Here is a 25,672-nt window from a genome sequence, read left to right as displayed (position 1 = left end):
CCAAAAGTATAAGACATGTTTAGTAAATTTATACACAGACCCGTATTTGCTATTATAATATCGGTCGTGATACTATTTATAGGTGGCCTGGCTATCAAAAAGCTGCCCATCTCCCAGTTCCCCGACATTGCTCCCACCACGGTAAACATCTTTATTGCTTACCCGGGTGCCAGTGCCGATGTGTTGGTAAAGTCCACCCTCATCACCCTGGAACAGGCCATTAACGGTGTGGAAGGCATGCGTTACATTGCAACTGACGCCACAAGTGCCGGTGAAGCTACCCTGCGGATTATTTTTGAACCAGGAACAGACCCCAACGATGCGGTCGTCCGGGTGAAGACAAGGGTTGACCAGGTAATGCCGCTCCTGCCAGAACTGGTTCAGCGGGAAGGTGTTGTGATCACCCCGATTCAGCCAAGTATGTTGATGTATGTCAACCTCTACTCTAAGGACAAAGAGAGCATGGATGAGAAATTCCTGTTCAACTACGCTACCGTTAAAATGATCCCTGAAATTCAAAGGATCAAAGGGGTGGCCAGGGCGCAGATACTCGGTAGCCGCAGATACGCCATGCGTGTCTGGTTAAACCCGGACCGCATGCGGGCCTACAAAGTCTCTGTAGAGGACGTGATGGAGGCCCTGGCGGAGCAAAGCATTATCGGTCGCCCCGGCAGGATAGGCCAAAGCTCCGGTATAGCCGCCCAGTCGCTGGAATACGTGCTTACCTACAAAGGCCGCTACAACAAGCCGGTAGAGTATGATAACATCATTATCCGGGCCAACGCAGAAGGCGAAAGCATCCGCCTGAAAGACATTGCCACGGTAGAACTGGGTAGTGAGTTCTTCGACATCTACTCTAACCTGAACGGTAACCCTTCGGCAGCGATTGTATTAAAGCAGAACTATGGCAGTAACGCCAGCGATGTAATTGCCGACGTAAAGAGCCAGCTGGAGGAAATGAAGGCTACTTTCCCTCCGGGCATGGACTACAAGATCAGCTATGACGTTTCTCAATTCCTGGATGCTTCTATTGAGCAGGTGCTTCATACGTTAAGAGACGCGTTTATACTGGTTGCCCTGGTGGTGTTCATCTTCTTGGGCGACTGGCGCTCTACGTTGATCCCAATCCTTGCTGTTCCGGTGTCGCTGATAGGAACGTTCTTCGTTATTCAGCTCTTCGGACTTTCAATCAACCTGATCACCCTGTTCGCACTGGTACTGGCCATCGGTATTGTGGTGGATAATGCCATTGTGGTGGTGGAAGCCGTGCACGCCAAGATGGAAGAAAAGCACCTTTCCCCTTACAAGGCTACCGTAGAAGTACTCCGTGAGATTGGTGGTGCCATCATTGCCATCACGTTGGTTATGACGGCGGTGTTCATTCCGTTGCTGTTCATGACAGGCCCTGTAGGTATATTCTACCGTCAGTTCTCTATTACCATGGCCAGCTCCATTGTGATTTCGGCCCTGATTGCCCTTACGCTTACCCCGGTGCTGTGTGCCATGCTGTTGAAGAACAACCATGGAAAACAGAAGAAGAGAAACCCGTTAACGAAAGCACTTGACGGTTTTAACAGCTGGTTTGAAAGACTTACCGGCAGATACGTTGGCTTGTTAAGAGCCATTGTAAGCAGGAGAATGCTCACCTGGGGAATCCTTGTGGCGTTCTGCGTAGGTATCTTCTTCGAGAATAAAATTCTCCCGGCAGGCTTCATCCCGAACGAAGACCAAGGTACTATTTACGCCATCGTGCAGACCCCTCCGGGCTCTACCCTGGAAACCACCAACGCAGTATCGCAAAAGCTCCAGAAGATCTGTGAAGACATAGAAGGTGTGGAATCGGTGTCATCGCTGGCCGGTTACGAGATCATGACCGAAGGGCGTGGGTCGAATGCAGGTACTTGTTTGATCAACCTGAAAAGCTGGTCTGAGCGTGATCATACCGTGAAAGAGATCATGGAAGAGCTGGAAGAGAAGTCGAAAGGGCTGGGCGCCGTGGTAGAGTTCTTTGAGCCACCAGCAATTCCTGGTTTCGGTTCTTCCGGCGGTTTCTCCATGCGTTTGCTGGACAAAAACTCTGATACCGATTACCACGAGTTCGACAAGGTCAACAAGGAGTTTATGGACAACCTGGCCAAGCGGAAAGAGCTGACTGGCTTGTTCACTTTCTTCGCAGCCAACTACCCGCAGTATGAACTGGAGATTGACAACAATCTGGCCATGCAGAAAGGCGTATCGATCGGCAAGGCCATGGAAAACCTGAACATCCTGATCGGTAGTACCTATGAACAGGGCTTTATCAAGTTTAACCAGTTCTTCAAAGTATACGTGCAGTCGGATCCTAAATTCAGAAGGCTGCCATCTGACATCCTGAACCTGTATGTGAAGAACGAAGCGGGTGAAATGGTGCCATACTCGGCTTTCATGAAGCTGAAGAAGACGCAAGGGCCAAATGAGGTGACCCGTTTCAACCTGTACAACTCAGCAGCTATCCAGGGCCTTCCGGCAAAAGGGTACACCACAGCTGACGCCATACAGGCCGTACGGGAAGTGGCCGCTCAGACCCTGCCAAAAGGGTATGACATTGCTTGGGAAGGTCTTTCGTATGACGAGTCGATCAGAGGGAATGAGTCGCTTTACGTGTTCCTGGTGGTTTTGCTGTTCGTCTACTTTGTGTTGGCAGCGCAGTATGAGAGCTTTATCATTCCTTTTGCCGTGGTACTGTCGCTGCCGGTCGGAATTTTTGGTTCCTTTTTGCTGCTGAAGCTGATGGGGCTGGAGAACAACATTTACGCCCAGGTAGGTATGATCATGCTGGTGGGTCTGTTAGGTAAAAACGCCGTTCTGATTGTGGAGTTTGCCGTGCAGAAACGACAGCAGGGTGCCACCATACTTGAGGCTGCCATCGAAGGTGCCAGAACGCGTTTCCGTCCTATCCTGATGACATCATTTGCGTTCGTTGCCGGTTTGATACCTCTGGTAGTTGCTACCGGTGCAGGAGCTATCGGTAACCAGACGATTGGTGCTTCTGCCCTGGGTGGTATGTTGTTCGGAACGATTTTCGGTGTCGTGATCATCCCGGGTCTATACTACATATTTGCTAAAATGGCAGATGGTCGTCACTTGATCAGAGATGAACATGAAACGCCACTAACGGAAGATTATGTCTATGCCGACGACAGTTTTGAACTCATTGAAGAAACAGAAGACCATGTTTAAGAGAATAATATATCAATGCGCTGGAGTAGCCTGCCTGTCGTTAACGCTGTCGGCCTGCAAAACTCCTTCTGTCGTTGAGAGAACAGTAAACACACCTGTTCCTGCGAGCTACAACAGCTCGCAGGACACTACCAACACGGCACAGCTGCAGTGGAAGGAGTATTTTACCGACCCCTACTTAAGCGCGCTGATAGATACGGCCCTGCAGCACAACCAGGAGCTGAACATCACCCTGCAGGAAATAGAGATTGCCAAAAACGAGGTACGGGATAAAAAAGGCGAATACCTGCCGTCGGTTGGCGTGAGAGGCGCAGCCGGCGTGGATAAGGTAGCCCGGTATACCAACATCGGCGCAATGGAGGCCACCACCGACATCAAGCCGGAAAAAGAGATGCCCGAGCCGCTCCCGGACTTCCTGGTAGGCCTGTACGCCAATTGGGAAGTGGATATCTGGCACAAGCTGCACAACGCTAAAAAAGCGGCGGTGGCGCGCTACCTTTCTTCTGTGGAAGGCCGAAACTTTATGGTGACCAACCTGATCTCAGAGATCGCCAACTCATACTACGAGCTACTGGCCCTCGACAACCAGCTGGCTATTGTGAAGCAGAACATTGAGATCCAGAGCAATGCCCTGGAAACGGTGAAGCTGCAGAAGCAGGCGGCTATGGTAACGGAGCTAGCCGTGCGCAAGTTTGAGGCCGAGCTGCTCAGCACCCAAAGCCTGCAGTATGAGATCGAGCAGCGCATCATCGAAACTGAGAACGAGATCAACTTCCTGGTAGGCCGCTATCCGCAGCCGGTGCAGCGAAGCGCAGAAAGCTTTGTGGACCTGCCGGTTGAGAAGATACAGGCGGGCGTGCCTTCGCAGCTGCTGCAAAACCGACCGGATATTAAGCAGGCAGAGCTTGACTTGGCCGCTGCCAAGCTGGATGTGAAGGTGGCCAGAGCCAGGTTCTATCCTTCCGTGGGCATTACCGCCGGCATAGGTTTTCAGGCCTTTAACCCTTCCTACCTGATAAAGTCGCCGGAGTCGTTGCTGTACTCGCTGGCCGGTGACCTGACAGCGCCTTTGATCAACCGCAACGCCATAAAAGCGACGTACTACAGCGCCAACGCCAAGCAGCTACAGGCTGTTTTTAACTACGAGCGCACCGTGCTGAACGCTTACGTGGAGGTGGCGAACCAGCTGTCTAAAATGGATAAGCTGGAGAAAAGCTATGACCTGAAATCCAGGCAGGTAGAGGCCCTTACGCAGTCGATCAGCATTTCGAATGACCTGTTCCGGTCTGCCCGGGCCGATTACATGGAGGTGCTCCTGACACAGCGGGACGCGCTGGAGTCTAAGTTTGAGCTGATCGAAACCAAAATGCAGCAGATGGGTGCTAAAGTGAACATATACCGGGCATTGGGCGGCGGCTGGCAATAGCCCACCCAACGCTCCCAGATTAGTTTAGTTGTTTCTAAAGCCGCTTTGCATTTTTGTGAAGCGGCTTTTTACTTTCCGCCCCTTTACTGCAAAACCTGCCCCATACTTCTCCCAAAAGAATATGGCCGGAACTTCCTATATTGCAGCTTAAGCCTAAGGCTCTTGCAGCGCAGGAAAGCTTCAGGTGCTGCGGCAGGCACATCTGCGGCAGCACCAAAGTATGGCTGCAGGCCATAGAACGAAACACTCATCAAACCCAATACAGAACTTGAACAAGGTTGTAAGGATAAAGGACATCGCCGAGCAGGCAAACGTATCAACGGGAACCGTGGACCGGGTGCTGCATAACCGCGGCAGAGTTGCCGAAGATGTGCGCCAGCGGGTGCTTAAAATTGCAGAAGAGCTCAACTACAAACCCAACATCTTAGCCCGTGCCCTTGTCACCAACAAAACTTACCACGTGGCGGCCCTGGTGCCAGACCCTGCCTTCGACAACTACTGGAAAGCCCCGAAGGACGGCATCGTGAAAGCTGAGGAGGAGCTGCAGCAGTATGGGCTGCGGGTAACGCAGTTCAGCTTTAACCCGTTTGATGCCGCATCCTTTGCCAAAGAGGCCGACAAGCTGGCCGAAGGTTCTTTTGACGGCATCTTGGTTGCCCCTATTTTCTACCGCCAGTCGCTGGCATACTTTAGCAAGTGGAAACGGCAAGGTATTCCGTTTGTGCTTTTCAACACGCACATACCCAACTATGAGCCGCTCATGTACATCGGCCAAGACTCTTACCAGAGCGGTTTTCTGGCGGGCAAGCTGCTGCACTATGGCTGCCGGGAAAAGGCCTCGCTGGTGGTGGCCCATATCGAGGAAGACGTTGCCAACTCCTCTCACCTGATCAGCAAAGAGCAGGGCTTTGTAGACTACTTCGTGATGCAGGACCTGGCGTACAACATTTTGCAGGTGGATGTGCAGGCAGATGGGAAAGAAAGTTTAACGCAGCAGTTCGACAAGCTCTTCCAGGATACGCCTGACATAAAAGGTGTTTTTGTCACCAACTCCAAGGCCCACGTTATGGCCGACTACCTGGCGCAGCGGCAGCTGCAGCAGGTGAGCCTGGTTGGCTACGACCTAATTGATGAAAACCTGGCGCACCTGAACACGAACCAGATCAACTTCCTCATCAACCAAAACCCAAAAGGGCAGGGCTACTGGGGCATTCAGGGGCTGGCAGACCACCTGATCTTTAAAAAGAAGAACAACCCCATCAAGTACCTCCCGCTGGATATTATCACCAAAGAGAACCTGCATTACTACATAGAGGCAGATATGTAAGGCCACAGCGGCACGCGGAAAAATAGATAAGTATAAAGTATAAAATAGGAAGGGGAGCGCCACTGAACGCTCCCCTTCCTATTTTATACTTTCCGGCCTTTATTTGTCCCGGGACAGGGAGTATGGGTAAGCATCCGCTTTGGTGCCGCGCTCCTTGTTGGGCGTGGCGGCCATCTCGAAATCTATACTTGCGCCTTTCATCAGCTCGGTATGGCTCAACCAGTTTTTTCCGTAGTCCTTGCCGTTGAGGCGCATACGTTGGATGTAGCGGTTCTCGTCGCTGTTCTGCGGCGCGCTGAGCACCACCTCCTTGCCGTTCTCCAGCCGCAGCGTCGCCTTTCTGAACAGCGGCGCGCCCAGCACATACTGGTCGGTGGCAGGGGTGACAGGGTAAAAGCCAAGCGAGGAGAAAACGTACCAGGCCGAGGTCTGTCCGTTGTCTTCGTCGCCGCAGTAGCCGTCCGGTGCCGAAGTATACATGCGGTTCATGGTTTCGCGCACCCAGTACTGCGCCTTCCAAGGCTCGCCTGCATAGTTGTAAAGGTAGATCATGTGCTGGATGGGCTGGTTGCCGTGCGCATACTGCCCCATGTTGGCAATCTGCATCTCCCGTATCTCATGGATCACCTGCCCGTAGTAGCTCTCGTCGTATACAGGCGGCAGGCTGAAAACAGAGTCCAGCTTGGCCGTGAAGTTGGCCTTGCCGCCCATCAAGTCGATCAGGCCCTGCACATCGTGGAACACCGACCAGCTGTAGTGCCAGCTGTTGCCCTCGGTAAAGGCATCGCCCCACTTAAACGGGTTGAAAGGTGATTGGAAGGTGCCATTCTGGTTCTTGCCGCGCATCAGGCCTGTGGACGAATCATATAGCTTGCGGTAGTTCAGCGCGCGCTCGGCGTACAGCTTTATTTCTTTCTTAGGGCGCTTCAGGGCTTTGGCCAGTTGATAAATGGCAAAGTCGTCGTAGGCATACTCCAGGGTGCGGGCGGCGCTCTCGTTTATCTTCACGTCGTAGGGCACATACCCCAGCTTAGTATAGTAAGAAGCGCCAGCACGGCCCACAGCGGTCAGAGGACCTTCGTGGTTGGCTCCTTTCAGCATAGCATCATAAAGCGCCTTGATATCCTGTCCGCGCACGCCTTTCAGGTAAGCATCTGCCACCACCGAGGCCGAGTTGTTGCCCACCATCACGTTGCGGTAGCCCGGACTCGCCCACTCCGGCAGCCAGCCACCTTCTTTATACGTGTTCGCCAGCCCCTCCTGTATCTCGGCGTTTACCGACGGGTACATCAGGTTCAGGAAAGGGAACAGCGCCCGGAACGTATCCCAGAAGCCGGTATCGGTATACAGAAAGCCGGGCAGCACCTTGCCATTGTAGGGGCTGTAATGCACCACTTTGCCATTGGCGTCAATCTCATAGAACTTGCGGGGAAAGAGCAGGGTCCGGTAGAGGTTGGAGTAGAAGGTGCGCACCTGCTCAGGGGTGCCGCCCTCCACGGCCACGCGGCGCAGCTGCTTGTTCCAGGCCTCTTTGCCTTTGGCCTTCACGGTTTCAAAGTCATCGTTTCCGATCTCCTGCAGGTTCAGCTCGGCCTGTTCGGGGCTGATGAACGAGGAGGCCACGCGCACGTTTACCTGCTCTCCTTTCTTCGTCTTGAAACCCACTACCGCCCCTACGTGGTTGGCCTGCAGCTCCTGCTTATCGCTCAGCAAACTGTCGGCCCAAGTATGGGTGTAGGCAAACGGCTTGTCGAACACGAGCACGAAGTAGTTCTTGAAGTTCTCCGGCACGCCGCCGCTGTTTTTGGTAGTATAGCCCACGATCTTATTCTCGCCCGGGATAACTTTTACATAAGAACCTTTGTCAAAGGCGTCGATCACCACAAAAGAGCTGTCGGTTTGGGGGAAGGTGAAGCGGAAGCGGGCGGCGCGCTCCGTCGGCGCGATCTCGGTGGTCACGTCGTGGTCGGCCAGGTACACGCTGTAATAGTAGGGCTTTACGACCTCGGCCTTATGCGAGAACCAGCTGGCGCGGCTGTCCTGGTCGAAGCGCAGCTTGCCTGTTACCGGCATGATGGCAAACTGCCCGTAGTCGTTCATCCACGGCGAGGGCTGGTGCGTTTGCTTGAACCCGCGAATTTTGTCGGCACTGTACATGTAGCCCCAGCCGTCGCCCATCTTGCCGGTTTGCGGCATCCAAAAGTTCATGCCCCAGGGCATGGCAATGGCCGGGTAGGTGTTGCCGTTGGAGAGGCTATACTTGGAGTCGGTGCCCACCAGCGGGCTCACCCACTCCACCGGGTCTTCTACTTTATCAACTAAAACGGTTTGTGCCGTAGCGCCAAAAGACACGAGGGCGAAGAGAAACAGGCAGAGCTTTTTCATGCTTTGGGAAAAGGTCAGGCTAATGTTATACTTGGAAAGCAATTCAACTATACTTCAAGTATACAACATTCTGAATAAAACCTGCGCATGCGTGTTCGGCTTTCACACCTATGGCCAGTACAGTTCTATACTTTCACCCCAGATGCCACTGCCAACTGCTGTTTTGCCGCTAAATTGTGCTGTTATTCTTTATTGTTTAACCGCTTTCTTCCTATCTTTAAAGAACAGTCTCTTGTAACACATAATACCGAATTATGCTTTTGCCTTAAAATTGACTAGCAAAAGATTAAATAAAATCTGATCTTGTGTGTTCGTTAACACTTATACTTTCCAGCGATCAGTAAAGCGCTGGTCCTGAAAACTAACATCTACCTTCTAAACCCCTTACCTTATGCGATTAAAGAAGACGTTTGCCGCACTTGCCGTCTCTGCCTGCGTAGCCTCCGGGCTTTTGCTTAGCCCCACGCCGGCACACGCCCAGGCCACTGCCGCACAGCAAACCATCTCCATTATTCCAAAGCCGGTAAAGCTAACCCAGCAGAACGGCAGCTTCACGATCGGTAAAGAAACCCGCATCTTCGTGGACCCGAAAAACGACGAGCTGCGCAAGATCGGAGAGTACCTGGCCCAAAACATCAAAGAGAAAACAGGCGTGCAGCCGGCCGTGGAGCAGAAAGCGCCCGATAAAAACAGCAGCAACTACCTGCACCTGACGCTGAGCACGCCGATAGACACGCTGGGCGAAGAAGGCTATACGTTGAACGTAACCCCGGAGAACGTTATACTTGCTGCCAAAGCGCCACACGGCATCTTCCTGGGCACCCAAACCATTCGCCAGCTGCTGCCCGCCGAGCCTACCAAATCTCCGGTGGCGCTCCCGGCCTTAACCGTGGTGGACAAGCCCCGCTACGAGTGGCGCGGCATGCACCTGGATGTGGCCCGTCACTTTTTCCCGGTGGAGTTCGTGAAGGAGTACATCGATTACCTGGCCATGCACAAGATGAACACCTTCCACTGGCACCTCACGGAGGACCAGGGCTGGCGCATCGAGATCAAGAAATACCCGGAGCTGACCCAGAAAGGCGCCTGGCGCGACGGCACCCTGATCGGGCACTACAGCGACCAACCGCACAAGTTCACCAACGAGCGCTACGGCGGCTTTTACACCCAGGAGCAGATAAAGGATGTGGTGAAGTATGCGCAGGAGCGCTACATCACGGTGGTGCCGGAGATCGAGATGCCGGGCCACGCGCTGGCTGCCCTCACCACTTACCCGGAGCTTTCGTGCACCGGCGGGCCGTTTGAGGTAGAGAAGAAATGGGGCGTTTTTGATGACATCTTCTGCGCCGGCAACGAGCAGACGTTTACTTTTCTGGAGAACGTGCTGACGGAGGTGATGGACCTGTTCCCGAGCAAGATCATCCACATCGGCGGCGACGAGGCCCCAAAAACCCGCTGGAAGGAGTGCCCAAAGTGCCAGAAGCGCATCGCCGACGAGGGGCTGAAGGACGAGCACGAGCTGCAGAGCTACTTTATCCAGCGCATGGAGAAGTTCCTCAACGCCCACGGCCGCACCGTTATCGGTTGGGATGAGATACTGGAAGGCGGGCTGGCGCCAAACGCTTACGTGATGTCGTGGAGAGGCACCGAGGGAGGCATAGCTGCCGCCAAGCAGCACCATTACGTGGTGATGACACCCGGCTCGCATGTATACTTCGACCACTACCAGGGCGACCCGAGCCTGGAGCCAACCGCCATCGGGGGCTATACCACGCTAGAGAAAGTATACTCTTTTGAGCCAACGCCAGCAGAGCTTTCCGGTGAAGAGAAAAAGTATATTCTGGGCGCACAGGCCAATGTCTGGACAGAGTATATCCCAACCACAGACCAAGTAGAGTACATGATCATGCCGCGTATGTCGGCTCTGTCGGAAGTGCTCTGGACACCGGCTGCCAAGAAAGACTGGGATGATTTTCAGACGCGCATGCAGCAGCAGTACAAGCGCTACGAGGCCATGGGCGTGAACTACGCGCACAGCACCTTCAATGTAAACCAGGACGTTGCCGTAGACCCGGCCCAGGCCGTGGCTACCGTGGCCCTGGCGACCGGTGCGAAAGGAACGAAGATCTACTATACCTTGGATGGCTCTGAACCAACCACATCTGCCCAGGCTTACACTGCGCCTTTTGAGCTGAAGAAATCCGCTACGGTTAAAGCAGCCTCATTTGATGACAACGGAAAGCAAATGGGCAAGGTAACCAGCAAGGACCTGAACCTGCACAAGGCGTTTGCCCACACGGTAGAGCTGAAGAACGCGCCGCACAAGCGCTACACTGCTGAGGGCGGCCTAACCTTAGTAGACGGGCAGCAGGCACCGAAAAGCTTCTCGGGCGGGCATTGGCTTGGTTTCCTGGGCTCCGACCTGGAGGCCGTGATCGACCTGAAGGACAAGCAGCGCGTGGGCAGCATTACCAGCACGTTCCTGCAGAACAAGGGCAACGGCATTCAGCTGCCAGCCGAGGTGGAGTTTGCCGTGTCTAAAAACGGCAAGAAGTATAAAACCGTGAAGGTGATCTCTGAAATGCCTGACAAGCCCGGCGTGTTTAAGGAAGAGCTGACCGCCCAATTGCCAGACAAAAAAGTGCGCTACATTAAAGTTACCGCCAAAAACGCCAGCCACGGCGATGCGCAGGGCAAGAACGCCGCCTGGCTCTTTGCCGACGAAATTGTGGTAGAGTAAACAAGTAGCATGGTTTAACAGGAAGAGCAGGCTCCATCATGAAGTATGGGGCCTGCCTTTTCTTTTCAGAATTATGCCGTAATTTTATTCCTGATCTCTAATCTTATCACCCTTATACTCTCAGACATGCACCTGAAAGCTTTCTTAAAGCTAAAAGCAACTTTGGTAGGACTGGCTTGCCTGGCCGCCACCTCCTGTACCACCACCAACCAACCGGAAGACAAGCCTGCCTCCTCCGCCTCCCTTACCCAGTACGTGGACCCTTATATCGGCTCCAGCTTTCATGGGCACGTTTTTGTGGGCGCCAACGTGCCTTTCGGGGCGGTGCAACTGGGGCCTACCAACATCACCCAGGGCTGGGACTGGTGCTCCGGCTACCACTACTCCGACTCCACCATCATCGGCTTTGCCCACACCCACCTGAGCGGTACCGGCATCGGCGATTTGGGCGATATTTCGGTGATGCCTGTGACGGGCAAGGTGCAGTTGGTGAAGGGAAGTATAAAAGACCCTAACAGCGGCTACTACTCCCTATTCTCGCACGACGACGAAACAGTGAAACCGGGCTACTATTCGGTTAAACTGAAGCGCTACAACATCGGGGCCGAGTTGACCGCCACCGAGCGCGTGGGCTTCCATCAGTATACTTTTCCGAAATCGGAGGAGGCCAGCATCATCATTGACCTGAAGGAAGGCATCGGCTGGGACTCCCCTACCGAAACGTTTATAGAGCAGCTCAACGACAGCACCCTGGCCGGCTACCGCCTCTCCAAAGGATGGGCTAACGACCAGCGCGTATACTTCACGGCCGTGTTCTCCAAGCCGATGGAGAAGTTCGAGAGCTTCCAGGTAGTGGATACAGCCGCTTCCTCGCCGGTTCCCGCTTCCAAAGGCAGGATGATAAAAGGTGTGGCACACTTCAAGACGCAGGAAGGCGAGAAAGTAAAGCTGAAAGTGGGCATCTCGCCGGTGAGTGCAGAGAACGCGCTGGCCAACATACAGGCCGAGGTGCCGCACTGGGATTTTGAGAAAGTAGTAGCCGACGCCGACGCCGCCTGGAACCACGAGCTGCAGAAAGTACGCATCCAGGCGCTGGACTCGGTGCAGATGCGCACTTTCTACACCGCCCTCTACCATACCCTCATCGCCCCGTCCATCTTCAACGACCACAACGGCGACTACCGCGGCACCGACAAGAAAGTGTACGAGAAGGCCAACTTTACCAACCTCACCACCTTCTCGCTCTGGGATACCTACCGCGCGGCGCACCCGCTCTTCACCATCATGCAGGCCGACCGCGTAAACGACATGGTCAACTCCATGCTCGCCATTTACCAGCAGCAGGGCAAGCTGCCGGTGTGGCACCTGATGGGCAATGAGACCAACACCATGCCGGGCTATAGCGGCGTAACGGTGGTGGCCGATGCGGTGTTGAAAGGCTTTGACGGCTTTAACCACGAGCTGGCCTTTGAGGCCATGAAAGCCACGGCCATGGGCGATGAGTTTGGAGTGAACTGGGTGAAAAAGCAAGGGTTTATACCTGCCGAGGAGGAAGTGGAAAGCGTGGCCAAGGGCCTGGAGTATGCCATCGCTGACTGGAGCATTGCGCAGGTAGCCAAAAAACTGGGCAAGCAGGAGGATTATGAGTACTTCAGCAAGCGCGGCCGCAACTATGCAAACTACTTCGACAAGCAAACCCGCTTTATGCGTGGCCGCATCTCCCAGAACGCGTGGCGCACGCCTTTCGATCCGTTTAAATCAGAGCACCGCAAAGACGATTACGCCGAGGGCAACTCCTGGCAGTATACCTGGCTGGTGCCGCAGGATGTAGAAGGCCTGATCAGCCTGATGGGCGGAGAGGAATCCTTTGCGCAGAAACTAGACTCGCTGTTTGTGGCAGAGGGCGACATGGGCGAGGAGGCCTCCAGCGACATTACCGGCCTGATCGGGCAGTATGCGCACGGTAACGAGCCAAGCCACCACATCACGTACATGTACCCTTACGTAGGCCAGCCCTGGAAAACGGCCGATAAAGTGCGCTCTATTCTGGAGCACATGTATACCGCCAAACCCGACGGTCTGATCGGAAACGAGGACGTGGGGCAGATGTCGGCCTGGTATATTTTCTCGACGCTCGGCTTTTACCCGCAGAACCCGGCCAACGGCGCCTACGTGTTCGGGAGCCCTGCCGTAAAGCACGCCACGCTCTCTTTGCCAAACGGAAACGTGCTGGAGATAGAGGCTGCCAACAACAGCAAAGCGAATAAGTATATCCAAAGCGTTACGTTAGATGGCCAACCTTACACCAAGTCCTACATCCTGCACAAGGAACTGATGAAGGGCGGCAAACTGGTGTTTGAGATGGGCAGCACACCGAGCCCTACCTGGGGCACTGCCAAAGAAGACCGTCCAAAATCAGTGTATGCCGAGTAAAGTATAGCCTGCTCATAAAGTATAAGCCCTCTGCAGCAACAGCTACAGAGGGCTTATTTTTTACTTCATCGGCACGAGGCAAGTATCAAGCCCGCTCCTTTCACAGTTTCACTGAGGCGGAAGCGCGCTTCAGGGCCAGCAGCACTTGGTCGTTCACATCACCGAACAGCGACACGCCTTTTGCCCCGTTTGCCAGCGCCAGTTCCATCCCTTGCTGCAGTTCCTCGTTGCTTTTAAAGTCGGGCAAGTATAAGCCGGCGTAGAGCGGAAAGCGGCCGCTCAGGAAATGCACGCCCTCTGCCACCGCGTCGCCAATCCATGGCACTTCTTCTTTGTAAAAGCCGTGGTAGATCATGGGGCAGATGCCGTTCAGGTTCCAGTTGGTCCAGTCCTGGCGCACAATGCGGCGGGCCACTTCCGGGGTAGGGAAAACGGCGGCAGTAATAGGCTTTTTATGGTCTTTCGCCACCTCGGCCAGGTGGTTTACGATGTTGCTGATGGCGTTGTAGCGGTACAGGCGCCAGGAGAGGCTGGCCTCCGGGAACTCCAACTCCTCAATGGCCTTCCCGCGCCAGGCCTTAAACTTAGAGCGGCATACCTCGCAGTAGCAGAAGTCATACTCCGGCAGCTCCTTTGTCTGCTCTATATTGTAGTTCTGCCATAGGTTTACCGGCAAGATCACGTCGCAGAAGCGCACGTAGTCCAGATGGATGCCGTCGATGTAGTCCTTGCTCAGGATGCTGCGCACGTCATCGGCCAGGTACTGCTTCACTTCCTCGCGGGAGGGGCACAGCCAGCGGTAGTAGTCCACATAGGGCGGGTTGTCGGCGCAGGACTCGCCCTTGCGGTTGCGGGCATACCACTCCGGGTGCCGCTGCAGGAGTTCCTTTTCCCCCCGGTTCATGGTCCACATCCAGCGGTGCGCCTCCAGCTTGCTGGCTTTGGCAGCCCGGAAATGCTTTTCGCTGTCAGACTCTATAAACACGCCCCGGATGCCGGCCTCGTAGTACTGCTGGAACTGCCGCTGCAGGTTTGCCTCTTTGTCGGCTTTGTTCGGCCTGATCCATACCCAGTGCTTTAGCTGATTTTTTTTGGCGGGGGTGGCAAGGTGTGCCAAGGCAGGCGCAGCGGGCAGGCTGGCGGCCAGCCCGGCCAGAGCGCCGGCCTTCAGGAAAGTTCTTCTTGTTTTCATTGTAAACCTTTTATCTTATGTACAAATCCATTCTCGTTGATACCCCAAACCTCGCCCTCCGGCCCTTGTATGGCAGCCATGAACTGTAGCGTGCCCGCCTCCAGCTTCAGCTGGTTTTTCTGCCCCGCTACCTCTACCTCGCCGTGCTGCAGCCCCAGCTCTTTCAGCGATTTACTGTAGCGCCCATGCTTGCCGAAGTAGGCTTGCTGGCGATAGTATACCAGCCACAGGTACTGCTTCTGCTTTTCGGCATAAGGCATGGCGAAGTTTATACTTTGCTGCCCCGCAGGTTCCCGGCTGAAGTATAAGTAGCCCCAGCGCTCGGGCAGGTGCATGTTCACCACACCCTGCGGCGACCATACCCAGTTATGCTCCGGCAGCGGCTTTCCGTTCTCATCCTTGCGCTTTTTATACTTGCCGTCCGTCACCTCCACATCCCACTGCACCCGCGAAAAGTTGATGCGCCACAGCGTGCCTTCGTCCGGCACGCGGGTGTGGTTGCCCACCGTAACGGACCTAAACGGGATGGCCATTTCCACCGCCCAGCTTTTGTCGGTATCGGCGGGGTTGTTTAAGGTGCCCTGTACCTGCACCGCAGACTTCAGCCCGTGCATGTTCCAGGCGATGAGCGCGCCGCTGTTGTTGCGGTAGGGCTTGGCCAGAAACAAATCGAAGATGGTGTTGAGCGCGTTTACCTCCACCTCAAAGTACTGGTGCGTGTCGTTGTCCGGGTCGATAAACACTTCAAAGTCATTGTCGTAGTAAACCACCTCGTCGTGCTCGGTCAGGTTGGCCCATACATGCGGCTCTTTGAGCTCGGCGGCAATGTAGAGGTAGTCGTTGTCCCAGGCCATTTTCACGCGGGTGGCGAAAGTCGGGGCAGGCTTCTTGTCGCCCTCAATATCGGTGAACAGCTCCGTCCAGGCGGCCTGCTGCCACACATCGTCCTCCAAACGCCCGTCTATACTTGGTGCGCGGCTCGTGAAATGGGTAACGTAGTGCCTTGGCTCCGTAAACAGGTGCTCCAGCCCCGCAAAGAGGTTTTTGCCCTTGTCTTTATCGGGAGAAGCAACAGCAGCCTTTACAACTGCTCCCATTAAAAGAACCAGGCATAGCGTAAGGTATCGTATGGTCATGCTTTCAGTATTTCGGCGCCGCCGTTTCCGGGGTAGCGCCAAAGCCAAATGTATACTTGCAGATTTACACCTGCGCTTAGTTGCTCTCGATCGGTTTTACCTCCTCGCGGTACAGTTGCACCGGCCCATCCAGCAGCACAGCGATCACGGTGAGGTCCTTGTCCAGCAAGTCTTCAGGCACGCTGACGTAGGCAATGCCCGGCACGTCGCTCCAGTACTGCTTGTTAAAGAGCTCGTGGCCCAGTAACGTCCCGTTGCCCACAACCCTGATGCGCTGCAGCTTGTTCTTGAGCCCCTTGATGGCGAGTGGCCCGGTAGGCTTACCCTCCACGTACAGGTATAACGTCTGTTTATCTTCGGATAAGGAGGTGGGCCCATTGTAATGGCCTGCTGGCAAACCGGGATTAGCCTTGTACATAGCCTCGGCATGCTTGCGTACCCAGCCCGCCACTCCGGCATCAGCTATTTTCAGCTCCTTTACCTGGCTTCCGTCTGGTTGCAAGGCTGTGTTCTGAAACGGGTTATGCCCTGCCTGCAGGTTGTCGGCCAGCTGCCGGATGATGCGGCTACGCTGCGCTGCCTCCAGCTTACCCGGTTTCTGCAGCATCTCCAGCTCCACTTTATCCGGCTCCGGCGAGGCAAGTTTAAGCGGCTCCTCAAAGCCCAGGGCCAGCACGGTCATATCTTTGTCAAAAGCGCTGGCAGGCACAGTAATAGCGGTTGTGTTACCCTGCTGCTCATATTTGCCAGAAGCGTTGCTGCCCACCACTTTTATACTTTTGATCGGCGAGCCCAGCCCCTGCACGCGCACCGCCTCCACATCTCGGCTCTCCACAAACAGGTACAGGGTCTTGCGATCCGGAGACAGGGTGGTGCTGCCGTAAAAGTGCCCTGCGGGTATGCCGGCCACCGTTCCGTAAATTGCCTCTTCATGCTTACTCGTCCAGCGGCCAAGTTCTTGTAGTATGTTTACCTGCTCTGCGGGGATGGTGCCGTCCGGCTTCGGGCCGATGTCGAGCAGGAGGTTGCCGCCCTTCCCGATGCAGTCGGCGAAGGTGCGGATGATTTGGTTCGGGCTCTTGTAATGGTGGTCGTGCGGCGCGTAGCCCCAGGAGTCGTTCATGGTTAGGCACAGCTCCCAGTACGGGGCCTGCGGCCGCACCACCGGCACCCCCTGCTCCGGCGTGGCATAGTCGCCGTAATGGTTCAGCCTCGAATTGATGATCACGTTCTGGTTGTAGCCCAGTAGCATCTCGCGCACCCGCTCCGACTGCCATTCCTCGGCGCTGTGCTCCCAGTCGCCATCAAACCAGTACAGGTCCGGGTTGTAGTTTTTGGAGAGCTCGCGCAGCTGCCCCTGGTAGTAATGCAGGAACTTCTTCCAACGACGCGGTTCCTCAGCCAGAGCGTAGCGTTTTTTGGCGCGCGTATGCACATCATAGTCATCGTAGCTCCAGTCGGGCAGCGAGTAGTACAACCCTACTTTCAGGTCCTCCTTCCGCAGCGCCTCTACAAAAGGCGTAAGCACATCGCGTTTGGCAGGGGTATGTTTTTTGGTGTTGATGCCGCCCATCCTGCTGTCCCACAGCGCCACGCCATCGTGGTGCTTGGTCGTGATGACGGCATAGCGTGCGCCGGATCCCTTAATCAGCCTCGCCCACTCTTCCGGTTTATACTTGTTTGCAGTAAAGCCCTTGAGCTGTTTCATGTAGTCCTCGTGGCTGATATAGTTGTTGAAAAACGACCACGATTCCGGGATTCCGTTCACCGCATAGATGCCCCAGTGGATAAAAATGCCCAGCTTGGCATCGCCGAACCATTGCATTTTGGTGCTATCCTGAGCGGTGTCTTCTCTGGCCTGTGCGGAGGCAAGGTTGCCGCCCATCACCAGGAGAAAGATGAGGAAGAGTTTGTACTTGTTTATCATTATACTTGAGCTATACTTTATACTTTCCATGACGCCCCGAAGGCTTTCGGGGTGCCATGCCGCCGCTTCCTGCAACTTGAACCAAGTCCCCCTTCGAAGGGGGCAGGGGATGACAATCGTTCTCAAAGGCTTGCTCCCCTGTTTTGGGGGTAGGGGCCCCTCTATAAAAAGGGCGAACTGCGATAAATTCCCCTCCTTTTGTTAGAATAACAGCTCAGTCTGCGGCTGCACCGGACATCCAACATTTACCAAGCCGCACCTAACGCCCTCACCTGCGCCTCGTCTGCCACCAGCTGCTCAAACTCTGAGAGCACCCGGTTGCTGGACATAGGCGGGTAGTCTTTGCGGAACAGCATTCCGCTCTCCACCGGCTTGCGCACCGAGGCATGCACCTCGCGCGCACCTGTTCTGGAGACCAGTTCCTGCACGTTGGACGGCGTCACGCCGCCTCCGGGCATAACAACTAAATTGCCTGCGGCCCGTTCGTTCAGTTCCCTAATCAGGTCGGCGCCCTGCAGCGCCGTTTCCTGCTGGCCCGAGGTAAGCAGCCGGTGCACCTTCAGTTGCAGCAAATCGTCCAGCGCCTGCAGCGGGTCAGCCACCAGGTCGAAGGCGCGGTGGAAGGTGATGCTCATGCCTTCCGCCGCTTCGATCAGCCCTTGCGTGCCGGGCATGTCTATGCTCCCGTCTTTCGCCAGCGCCCCGATCACAACCCCGTCCACACCCAGCTGGCGGCAGAGCTGTATATCGCGCCTCATCACCTCGAACTCGGCCTCGGAATACAGGAAATCGCCGCGGCGGGGCCGGATGAGCACGTGCAGGCCGATGCTTATACTTTGCCCGACTACCTCGATCATGCCTGCGCTGGGCGTGGTGCCGCCCCCGGCCAGGTAGTCGCACAGCTCCACGCGCTGCGCCCCGCCCCGCTCGGCGGCTACGGCCGAGGCCACGGAGTCCACGCAGATCTCCAGCAGCGGGCTAGAGCTTGGCCTTTCCATCGATCAGCTTCACCCCGGATTTGTCCTGCACGGCATAGTTAAAGCCCTTGTGGATGCAGTAGGCGCCGTACTCCCCGTTCTTGTTGAGGGCGATAAAGCCCACCTGCAGGTCCTTCACGTCCTTCTGCTTGGCGATGATGCGCTCCACGGCCAGGCGGCAAGCGTCCTCAGGCGAGTTGCCCTGGCGCATGAGCTCCACCACCAGATGGCTGCCCACCGTGCGCATCACGGCCTCACCCAGGCCGGTGGCCGTGGCGCCTCCCACCTCGTTGTCTATAAACAGACCGGCCCCGATAATGGGTGAGTCGCCCACGCGGCCGTGCATCTTGTAGGCGGCGCCGCTGGTGGTGCAGGCCCCGGCCAGGTCGCCGTTCGCGTCCAGGGCCAGCATGCCGATGGTGTCGTGGTTCTCGATGTTGATTACCGGCTTATACTTAGACTCTTTGAGCCAGTTCTTCCAGTCTTTCTCGGAGGCCGGCGTCAGCAGGTTTTCTTTCCGAAAGCCCTTCTCCAGGGCGAACTGCAGGGCGCCCTCTCCTACCAGCATCACGTGCGGCGTCTCTTCCATCACCTTGCGGGCCACCGAGATCGGGTGCTTGATGTGCTGCAGGAAAGCCACGGAACCGCAGTTGCTGTCTTTGTCCATGATGCAGGCATCCAACGTTACTTTGCCCTCCCGGTCGGGGAAGCCGCCGTAGCCTACGGTACGCACTTCCGGGTCGCCCTCGGGCACGCGCACGCCGGCCTCCACGGCATCCAGCGCCGTGCCTTTTTTGTTCAGTATCTCCCAGGCCGCTGCGTTGGCCGGCACGCCGTGGTTCCAGGTGGAGATCACGACCGGCTTGTTGCTTTTAGCCGCATTCAGTGAGCCAGCTAAGGCCCTCTCGATTGGTAAGCCGCTGCCCAGTGCGGTAGCACCCAGGGCTGACAGCTTGATGAATTTTCTTCTGGTGCTCATGTTATAAATTGTTGATGCAGGAACTTCTGATAGATTATCATCCCCCTCCCCCCTTCAAAGGGGGACTTTTCTGGAAGTGTAATTCCCCTCCTTGGAGGGGTTGGGGTGGGTTCTATACTTTATCCAGAATCGGTAGTTTATACTTTATACTTGCGCCTTTAGCAGGTGCGGCCGCTCAGCGTGCACTTTCAGCACAAGCTCGCCGAACAGGGTATTTACCCAGGCAAACCACTTGCGGGTAAAGTTTTTCGGGTCGTCCTTGTGGAAAGACTCGTGCATGAAGCCGGTGCCGGCATGGGTAGTTTTAAGCTGATGCAGGCACTGCTTTATCTCCTCATCCGACTGGCTGGTCATGGCGCGCATGATGATGCTCATGGGCCAGATCATGTCCTGGCCGATGTGCGGGCCGCCGATGCCCTCGCCATACTTGCCTTTAAAGAACCAAGGGTTGCTCTCGCTCAGCACGAACTTGCGGGTGCGTTGGTATACCGGGTCCTCCACCGGGCAGGCGTCCAGGTAGGGCAGCGCCAGCAGGCTCGGGATGTTGGCATCGTCCATAAACAGGTTGTTGCCGAAGCCGTCCACTTCAAACGGGTGAATCTGCCCGAAGTCCAGGTGCTCTACCACGGCGTACTGTTGCAGGGCCTTTTCCACTTCGTCGGCCAGGGCGATGCACTCATCGGCAAAGGTGTTGTTCTTCCTGATCTCCTTGCTCATCTCGGCCAGCTGGCGCAGCGAAGTAACGGCAAAGTAGTTGGACGGCACCAGGAACAGAAACGTGGTGGCGTCGTCGGAGGGACGGAAGGTGGAGCAGATAAGGCCGACCGGTTTGATAGGATTGCCGTAGCCGGCTCCGGCCACCGTGTCGGTTTGCCAGCCAGTAACGCGCTGGAACTTATAGGGTCCTCTATCCTCTTTGCGCTGCTGCTCCTTAAACGTTTTCACCACCAACTGCATGGCGTTCTGCCACTCGGCATCGAAGGGGGCGGTGTCGCCGGAGGTTTTCCAGTAGTGGTAGCCCAGCCGGATCGGGTAGCACAGCGAGTCGATCTCCCACTTGCGCTCGTGCACGCCGGGCTGCATCTTGGTCAGGTCCTTGGCCCACTCGCCCTGTTTGTTCGGGTCGTCGTAGAATGCGTTGGCGTACGGGTCTTTGAGGATGTAGCTGGTCTGGCGGTTGATGACGCCGGCCACCAGTTTCTGCAGCGGCTTGTCTTTGTCCATCAGGGCCAGGTAAGGCCATACCTGCGCCGAGCTATCGCGCAGCCACATGGCGTCTATGTCGCCGGTGATCACGTAGGTGTCCGGCCGGCCGTTCTTTTCCTGGTAGGTAACGGTGGTGTCCAGCGTGCTGGGCAGGCAGTTCTCGAACATCCATGCCAGCTCCTCATCGGCAATGTCCTTCTTCACCTCCTTTATCTTCTTCTCAACGGCTTTGCTGGTAAAATGGCGCTTGGAGGGCGCGGGCCGCTGGCTGCTATACTTATCCTTGGGGGAAAACGACATAAACGAAAAGCCTGTGGCGGCGATACCGGCCGTGGCGAGCGCACCGGTCTTTACAAAATCTCTTCTTGTGGGCATGCGTCTTTCTTATTCTTTTGATCAGGGTGTGATCGGTATAAACTCTGTTTTAAATATAGGCAATTAGCGTCAGAAGTTGCGTCCGTCCGGGGATATAAGTATGACATATTGCAGTGCATTTCATACTTTCCCATCCATAGAATCTGGCAACAGCAACAGCTTATAGAAGCCGTACTTACCTAGCGCACTACTATTTCATCAGCAAAAAGCCAGGCAGGCTGACCGGCCCCGTTGTGGCCCTCCGGCAGCGAGGACAGGTGATAGGCGGTAACGCGCACATACCTTGCTTCCTGCTCCGGAAACGCAGCTTTAAAATCATGGATGGTCGCTTCCTGCTCGTTCAGTGATACCGGGTTCTTCACGGTTTCTACTTCCCTGAAATTCTTCCCGTCAGCGGATACCTCGAACTTCACGGGCGTCGGCATCATGATCCAGTCGCGGTAGTGCTGCAGGCAGCCCAGCGTGATGCTGGAGATGGACTTGGCCTCCCCTAGGTCAATGGTGGCAACCATATCTCTGCCGCTGAAGCCATGCCAGTACTTGCCTACAGCCTTTTGGCCGCGCACGCCGTCAGTCAGCGAGTTCGGTCCGTCGGCCATGTAGTGCTTGCTTACCGGATTCTGATACTGCACCGCACGGCCCACGGCTTTGTGCATGCTAAACGACTGCTCCGCCGGCTTCAGCCCCATCACGTTGCCGTTCACCACCGTCACGGCTTTCAGCACCACCGACGAGTCGATCCGGATAGGCTGCTCATACTTTATACTTTGCGCCGTAGGCTCCGAGCCATCCAGTGTATAGTATACTTCCCCGTTCATCGCCTCCGTAAAAAGCGTCACCATCAGTTTGCCGCCTTCTGAGTTTGGCTTGATATCCACGGTAAAGTTGCCTTTGGAGTAGTTCAGCGCTTTCTGGTCGAAGGCCCTGAACTGAGACTGCAGACGCTGGTTAAAACCGGCCCAGTCGCGGCTCTCCTTCGGCGACCACACCACCTCAGCCAGTGCCAGCATACGCGGCAGCACCATGTACTGCAGGTGCGAGGCGGTGGTGATGTACTCGGTCCAGACGTTGGCCTGGGCACCCAGCACGTGCCGGCCCTCCTCCGCTGTCAGCTCTTTCGGGATAGGCTCGTAATCGTATACTTTCTTGAGCGTGTTGAAGCCGCCAATGGCCAAAGGCTCTCCCTCGGGGCCTGCCTGGTAGTGGTCGAAGTATACCGGCGAGCCGGGCGTCATGATCACATCGTGGCCCATCTTGGCTGCCTCAATGCCGCCGCTCTCGCCGCGCCAGCTCATCACAGTTGCCTGCGGGGCCAGCCCGCCCTCCAGTATCTCATCCCAGCCAATGATGCGGCGGTTCTTGCTGTTCAAGTACTTTTCGATGCGCTGTATAAAGTAGCTCTGCAGTTCCTCCACATTCTCCAGCCCCTCGTCGGCCATGCGCTTCTGGCACTTCGGGCATTTTTTCCAGCCGGATTTGTCCACCTCATCGCCGCCGATGTGGATGTATTGCGACGGAAACAGGGCCACCACTTCGTCCAGCACATCCTCCAGAAAGGTAAACACCTCCTCGTTGCCCGGGCAGTAGTTAGACGACATGTTGGTATAGTCGCCGCCTGTTAGCGGCAGCTGCGCTTTGCCGGCACAGCTTAGCTGCGGATAAGCGGCTATGGCCGATGCCACATGCCCCGGCATCTCGATCTCGGGCACCACCGTAACGTTGCGCTGCGCGGCATAGGCCACAATGTCTTTTATCTGCTCCTGAGTATAAAAACCGCCGTAAGTGGGCTCCTCGCCGGGCTTGGCCTGCGGCCGGTCGCCCCAGGGCTTATCGGTTTGGTCCACGCGCCAGGCGCCTACCTGGGTCAGTTTTGGATACTTTTTGATCTCGATGCGCCAGCCCGGGTCGTCTACCAGGTGCCAGTGAAACTTGTTGAGCTTGTAAGTCGCCATCAGGTCGATGTACTGCTTCACGGCCTCCGGCGAGAAAAAATGGCGGCTCACGTCCAGGTGCATGCCGCGCCAGCTAAAGCGCGGGTAGTCGGTAATACGCATGGCCGGCACCTGCAGCGCCGCGTTGGTGCGCACGGCCGGCAAGGTTTGCAACACCGACTGCATCCCGTACACAATACCGGCCTTGGAATTGGCTTTTATACTTATACCGGTGGGCGTTACCTGCAGCTCATACCCTTCCTCGCCCAGGTTGCTTATACTTTCAATGGCCAGCCGGATGGATTTGCCCCGGCGCTTTTTGATGGGCAGCTCATAGCCGGAGATTTCTTTGATCCGCGCCGCCAGAAACTCCGCCGCTGGCTTTAGCTCCTTTTTCTCATTCTCAAGGCGAATGGAGGTATGGCCATCAATCACAAAGTAACCATCGTTGCGCTGTATACTTACAGGCTCCGGAATGATACTGACCGGCTGCTGGGCCAGCACCAAAAAAGGGAAGAAAAGAGCCAGAAGCAGGGTGATCTTCTTAGTCATGGTAGTTTAGTTGTTTTGCCTGATCAGGCTTTATATTTGCTGTATAGTGTAAGTATAAAACAATGCGTCTCATACTTCATATCACTGTTTGACACGGGTTTTGCACCAGTGGATTTTATACTTTCAAACGCAAGTCACGATTACCCCACCCCTTAGAGCTACGCTCGCTACCTTCGAACTCCCGTTCTCGGTAGTCCAGAGGAGGGGAATTGGGTGCTGCAGAGAAATTCCCTCTTGGGAGGGGCAGGTTAACACGAGCAAGAAACGTTTATTCATACTTTACTCACGCTCATTTGCTGAGTAGGCAGCGCCTTCCAGCGCGTTCTTGTACAGCCCAATTTCTGAGATAGTAGGGTTTAGCCTGGAGGACTCAATGCGCAAACGCACTTTGCTGGCGGTTACCGGCTCGAAACGCAGCAGGCGCTTGTACCCGACCGTCGTTCCTTCGGCGGCTTTCTGCCACTGCCCCTCTTGCCAATACTCCAACACAAACTTCTCGATGCGCTGGCCCACGCTGATGTTTTCCTGCAGCATGAGCACGTCAAAAGTATGCTCACCTTTCAGCTTCAGCTCAATAGTGGCTGTGGTGTCTCTTTCTGATTTGGTGGTAAAATGCGTTTCATACTTGCCGTCGAGCATGGCTTTTTTATACTTGCCCGATGCCTTCACTTTAGCTCCCTCCGCAAAGTTCTTGCTGAATGTGTCGTGGCGCAGTTTTGTCCAGCCCTGCAGCGCCTTCACATCACTTTCATGGATAAGGCCACGGGTATCTGGCGGAATGTTGAGCAGGAGCACACCGTTGCGCCCCACCGAGCTGTAGTAGATATCCAGCAGCTTCTCCGGCGATTTCACTTTGTCATCCTCGGCAGGATGGTAGAACCAGCCCGGCCGGATAGACACATCGGTTTCGGCAGGATACCACACCAGTCCCTTGGCGTTGCGGATTTGCTCGCGGCTGCCCAGCACCTCGCCCCGCATATCGCCGGTAGGCTTAAAGGCCACCGCCTGCTGCGAGTTGGCGGCCGTGGCGGTTTGGTCCAGGTTATCAGCCGGCACTACGCTCCACTCGGTCTCGCGGCCGTAGCCGGTCTCGGTGCCTACCCAACGCACGTCCGGCCCCATAATGGCGATGGTGGCTGCAGGTTGCAGCTTGCGGATATGCCTATACCAGCGATCGAAGTCGTATACCTGCTTTTTACCGTTCGGCCCTTCGCCGTTGGCGCCATCAAACCATACTTCATCAACCCGCCCATACTTGGTCAGGAGCTCCGTCAGCTGCTCCACAAACAGGTCGTTGTAGGCATCGGAGCCATACACCAGCGAGTTCATGTCCCAGGGCGAGAGGTACACGCCAAAGCCAATACCATACTCGCGGCAAGCCTCAGCCACGTCCTGCACCACATCGCCGTTTCCGTTTTTCCAGGGGCTGTTCTTTACCGAGTGCTCCGTAGTGGCTGTTGGCCACAGGCAGAAACCATCGTGGTGCTTGGCCGTCAGGATGACCTGCTTGATGCCGGCTTCTTTGGCCACGCGCACCCACTGGCGGGCGTCTAATTGTGTTGGGTTAAAAATGGCAGGATCTTCCTTGCCTGTTCCCCACTCGCGGTTCGTAAAAGTATTAACGCCTACATGAAAGAAGGCCGTCAGTTCCAGCTGCTGCCAGCGCAGCTGCCTGGGAGAGGACACCACGTTTGCCGCCTTCCGGATAATATCGGCTTCAGTAGCTCCCGGTTGGATAATGGCAAAGTTTTGCTTGCTGGCAGCATCCTGGGCAGAAACAGGTGCAGACGAGGCCATCAGCAAGAGAGAAAAAAGCCCTGCAGTTAGTTTATTCATCATACTAGGTGCGTGAACCATACTTAACGAT

Annotated in this window: 14 protein-coding genes; 5 read left to right on the top strand and 9 right to left on the bottom strand. The window is 55.6% G+C overall.

The genetic code is table 11. The features are described from left to right. Positions 1-15 precede the first annotated feature (15 nt). From FJM65_RS10890 to FJM65_RS10880, 3 genes are all read left to right on the top strand, one after another. The gene (locus FJM65_RS10890) at positions 16-3,219 is read left to right on the top strand and encodes an efflux RND transporter permease subunit (protein ID WP_140621548.1); all 3,204 of its coding nucleotides are present in this window, start codon (positions 16-18) and stop codon (positions 3,217-3,219) included. Continuing rightward, a complete protein-coding gene (locus FJM65_RS10885) occupies positions 3,212-4,645 on the top strand; it encodes a TolC family protein (protein WP_140621547.1) in 1,434 nt (477 codons plus the stop codon). Before FJM65_RS10890 ends, FJM65_RS10885 begins: the two co-directional genes overlap by 8 nt. A 268-nt stretch (positions 4,646-4,913) precedes the next feature. Next, positions 4,914-5,972 carry a LacI family DNA-binding transcriptional regulator gene (locus FJM65_RS10880; RefSeq protein WP_239022925.1) on the top strand — a complete coding sequence of 353 codons (1,059 nt, stop codon included), beginning with the start codon at positions 4,914-4,916 and terminating at the stop codon, positions 5,970-5,972. A gap of 99 nt (positions 5,973-6,071) precedes the next feature. Here the strand turns inward: FJM65_RS10880 and FJM65_RS10875 are convergent, their stop codons facing one another. Then, positions 6,072-8,357 carry a GH92 family glycosyl hydrolase gene (locus FJM65_RS10875; RefSeq protein WP_140621545.1) on the bottom strand — a complete coding sequence of 762 codons (2,286 nt, stop codon included), beginning with the start codon at positions 8,355-8,357 and terminating at the stop codon, positions 6,072-6,074. A 391-nt stretch (positions 8,358-8,748) separates the two neighbouring features. On the opposite strand from FJM65_RS10875, the gene FJM65_RS10870 reads away from it, so the two are divergent. Together FJM65_RS10870 and FJM65_RS10865 are read left to right on the top strand one after the other, a co-directional pair. Next, entirely contained in the window at positions 8,749-11,097 is a 2,349-nt protein-coding gene (locus tag FJM65_RS10870) for a beta-N-acetylhexosaminidase (protein ID WP_140621544.1), read from the top strand. A gap of 126 nt (positions 11,098-11,223) precedes the next feature. Then, a complete protein-coding gene (locus FJM65_RS10865) occupies positions 11,224-13,530 on the top strand; it encodes a GH92 family glycosyl hydrolase (protein ID WP_140621543.1) in 2,307 nt (768 codons plus the stop codon). 100 nt (positions 13,531-13,630) lie between these two features. On the opposite strand, the gene FJM65_RS10860 is transcribed toward FJM65_RS10865, so the two are convergent. From FJM65_RS10860 to FJM65_RS10825, 8 genes are all read right to left on the bottom strand, one after another. Next, a complete protein-coding gene (locus FJM65_RS10860) occupies positions 13,631-14,722 on the bottom strand; it encodes a family 10 glycosylhydrolase (RefSeq protein WP_140621542.1) in 1,092 nt (363 codons plus the stop codon). After that, positions 14,719-15,819, bottom strand: coding sequence for a carbohydrate-binding family 9-like protein (locus FJM65_RS10855; protein ID WP_181163694.1), 1,101 nt, complete (start codon positions 15,817-15,819; stop codon positions 14,719-14,721). The genes FJM65_RS10860 and FJM65_RS10855 overlap by 4 nt, the downstream gene beginning before the upstream one ends. Positions 15,820-15,934: 115 nt before the next feature. Continuing rightward, positions 15,935-17,785: an alpha-L-fucosidase gene (locus tag FJM65_RS10850; RefSeq protein WP_140621540.1), complete on the bottom strand. Its 1,851-nt coding sequence runs from the start codon at positions 17,783-17,785 to the stop codon at positions 15,935-15,937. 245 nt (positions 17,786-18,030) lie between these two features. Continuing rightward, positions 18,031-18,783: a copper homeostasis protein CutC gene (locus tag FJM65_RS10845; protein WP_140621539.1), complete on the bottom strand. Its 753-nt coding sequence runs from the start codon at positions 18,781-18,783 to the stop codon at positions 18,031-18,033. Further along, positions 18,764-19,741: an isoaspartyl peptidase/L-asparaginase family protein gene (locus tag FJM65_RS10840; RefSeq protein WP_140621538.1), complete on the bottom strand. Its 978-nt coding sequence runs from the start codon at positions 19,739-19,741 to the stop codon at positions 18,764-18,766. Before FJM65_RS10840 ends, FJM65_RS10845 begins: the two co-directional genes overlap by 20 nt. Before the next feature lie 144 nt (positions 19,742-19,885). Next, positions 19,886-21,322: a glycoside hydrolase family 125 protein gene (locus FJM65_RS10835; protein WP_140621537.1), complete on the bottom strand. Its 1,437-nt coding sequence runs from the start codon at positions 21,320-21,322 to the stop codon at positions 19,886-19,888. A gap of 179 nt (positions 21,323-21,501) precedes the next feature. Then, entirely contained in the window at positions 21,502-23,805 is a 2,304-nt protein-coding gene (locus tag FJM65_RS10830) for a glycoside hydrolase family 20 protein (protein WP_140621536.1), read from the bottom strand. A gap of 279 nt (positions 23,806-24,084) precedes the next feature. Continuing rightward, positions 24,085-25,644: an alpha-L-fucosidase gene (locus tag FJM65_RS10825; RefSeq protein WP_219855980.1), complete on the bottom strand. Its 1,560-nt coding sequence runs from the start codon at positions 25,642-25,644 to the stop codon at positions 24,085-24,087. Positions 25,645-25,672: the final 28 nt, after the last annotated feature.

It is taken from the genome of Pontibacter mangrovi (genome assembly GCF_006385705.1).
Lineage (GTDB): Bacteria > Bacteroidota > Bacteroidia > Cytophagales > Hymenobacteraceae > Pontibacter > Pontibacter mangrovi.
This window is presented reverse-complemented; position numbering and strand designations above follow the sequence as displayed.

What these genes read in the sequence shown, in the direction of transcription:
- FJM65_RS10890 (WP_140621548.1), top strand. Translation starts at nt 16, where the DNA reads ATGTTTAGTAAATTTATACACAGACCCGTATTTGCTATTATAATATCG.
- FJM65_RS10885 (WP_140621547.1), top strand. Translation starts at nt 3,212, where the DNA reads ATGTTTAAGAGAATAATATATCAATGCGCTGGAGTAGCCTGCCTGTCG.
- FJM65_RS10875 (WP_140621545.1), bottom strand. Translation starts at nt 8,357, where the DNA reads ATGAAAAAGCTCTGCCTGTTTCTCTTCGCCCTCGTGTCTTTTGGCGCT.
- FJM65_RS10870 (WP_140621544.1), top strand. Translation starts at nt 8,749, where the DNA reads ATGCGATTAAAGAAGACGTTTGCCGCACTTGCCGTCTCTGCCTGCGTA.
- FJM65_RS10865 (WP_140621543.1), top strand. Translation starts at nt 11,224, where the DNA reads ATGCACCTGAAAGCTTTCTTAAAGCTAAAAGCAACTTTGGTAGGACTG.
- FJM65_RS10860 (WP_140621542.1), bottom strand. Translation starts at nt 14,722, where the DNA reads ATGAAAACAAGAAGAACTTTCCTGAAGGCCGGCGCTCTGGCCGGGCTG.
- FJM65_RS10855 (WP_181163694.1), bottom strand. Translation starts at nt 15,819, where the DNA reads ATGGGAGCAGTTGTAAAGGCTGCTGTTGCTTCTCCCGATAAAGACAAG.
- FJM65_RS10850 (WP_140621540.1), bottom strand. Translation starts at nt 17,785, where the DNA reads ATGATAAACAAGTACAAACTCTTCCTCATCTTTCTCCTGGTGATGGGC.
- FJM65_RS10845 (WP_140621539.1), bottom strand. Translation starts at nt 18,783, where the DNA reads ATGGAAAGGCCAAGCTCTAGCCCGCTGCTGGAGATCTGCGTGGACTCC.
- FJM65_RS10840 (WP_140621538.1), bottom strand. Translation starts at nt 19,741, where the DNA reads ATGAGCACCAGAAGAAAATTCATCAAGCTGTCAGCCCTGGGTGCTACC.
- FJM65_RS10835 (WP_140621537.1), bottom strand. Translation starts at nt 21,322, where the DNA reads ATGCCCACAAGAAGAGATTTTGTAAAGACCGGTGCGCTCGCCACGGCC.
- FJM65_RS10830 (WP_140621536.1), bottom strand. Translation starts at nt 23,805, where the DNA reads ATGACTAAGAAGATCACCCTGCTTCTGGCTCTTTTCTTCCCTTTTTTG.
- FJM65_RS10825 (WP_219855980.1), bottom strand. Translation starts at nt 25,644, where the DNA reads ATGATGAATAAACTAACTGCAGGGCTTTTTTCTCTCTTGCTGATGGCC.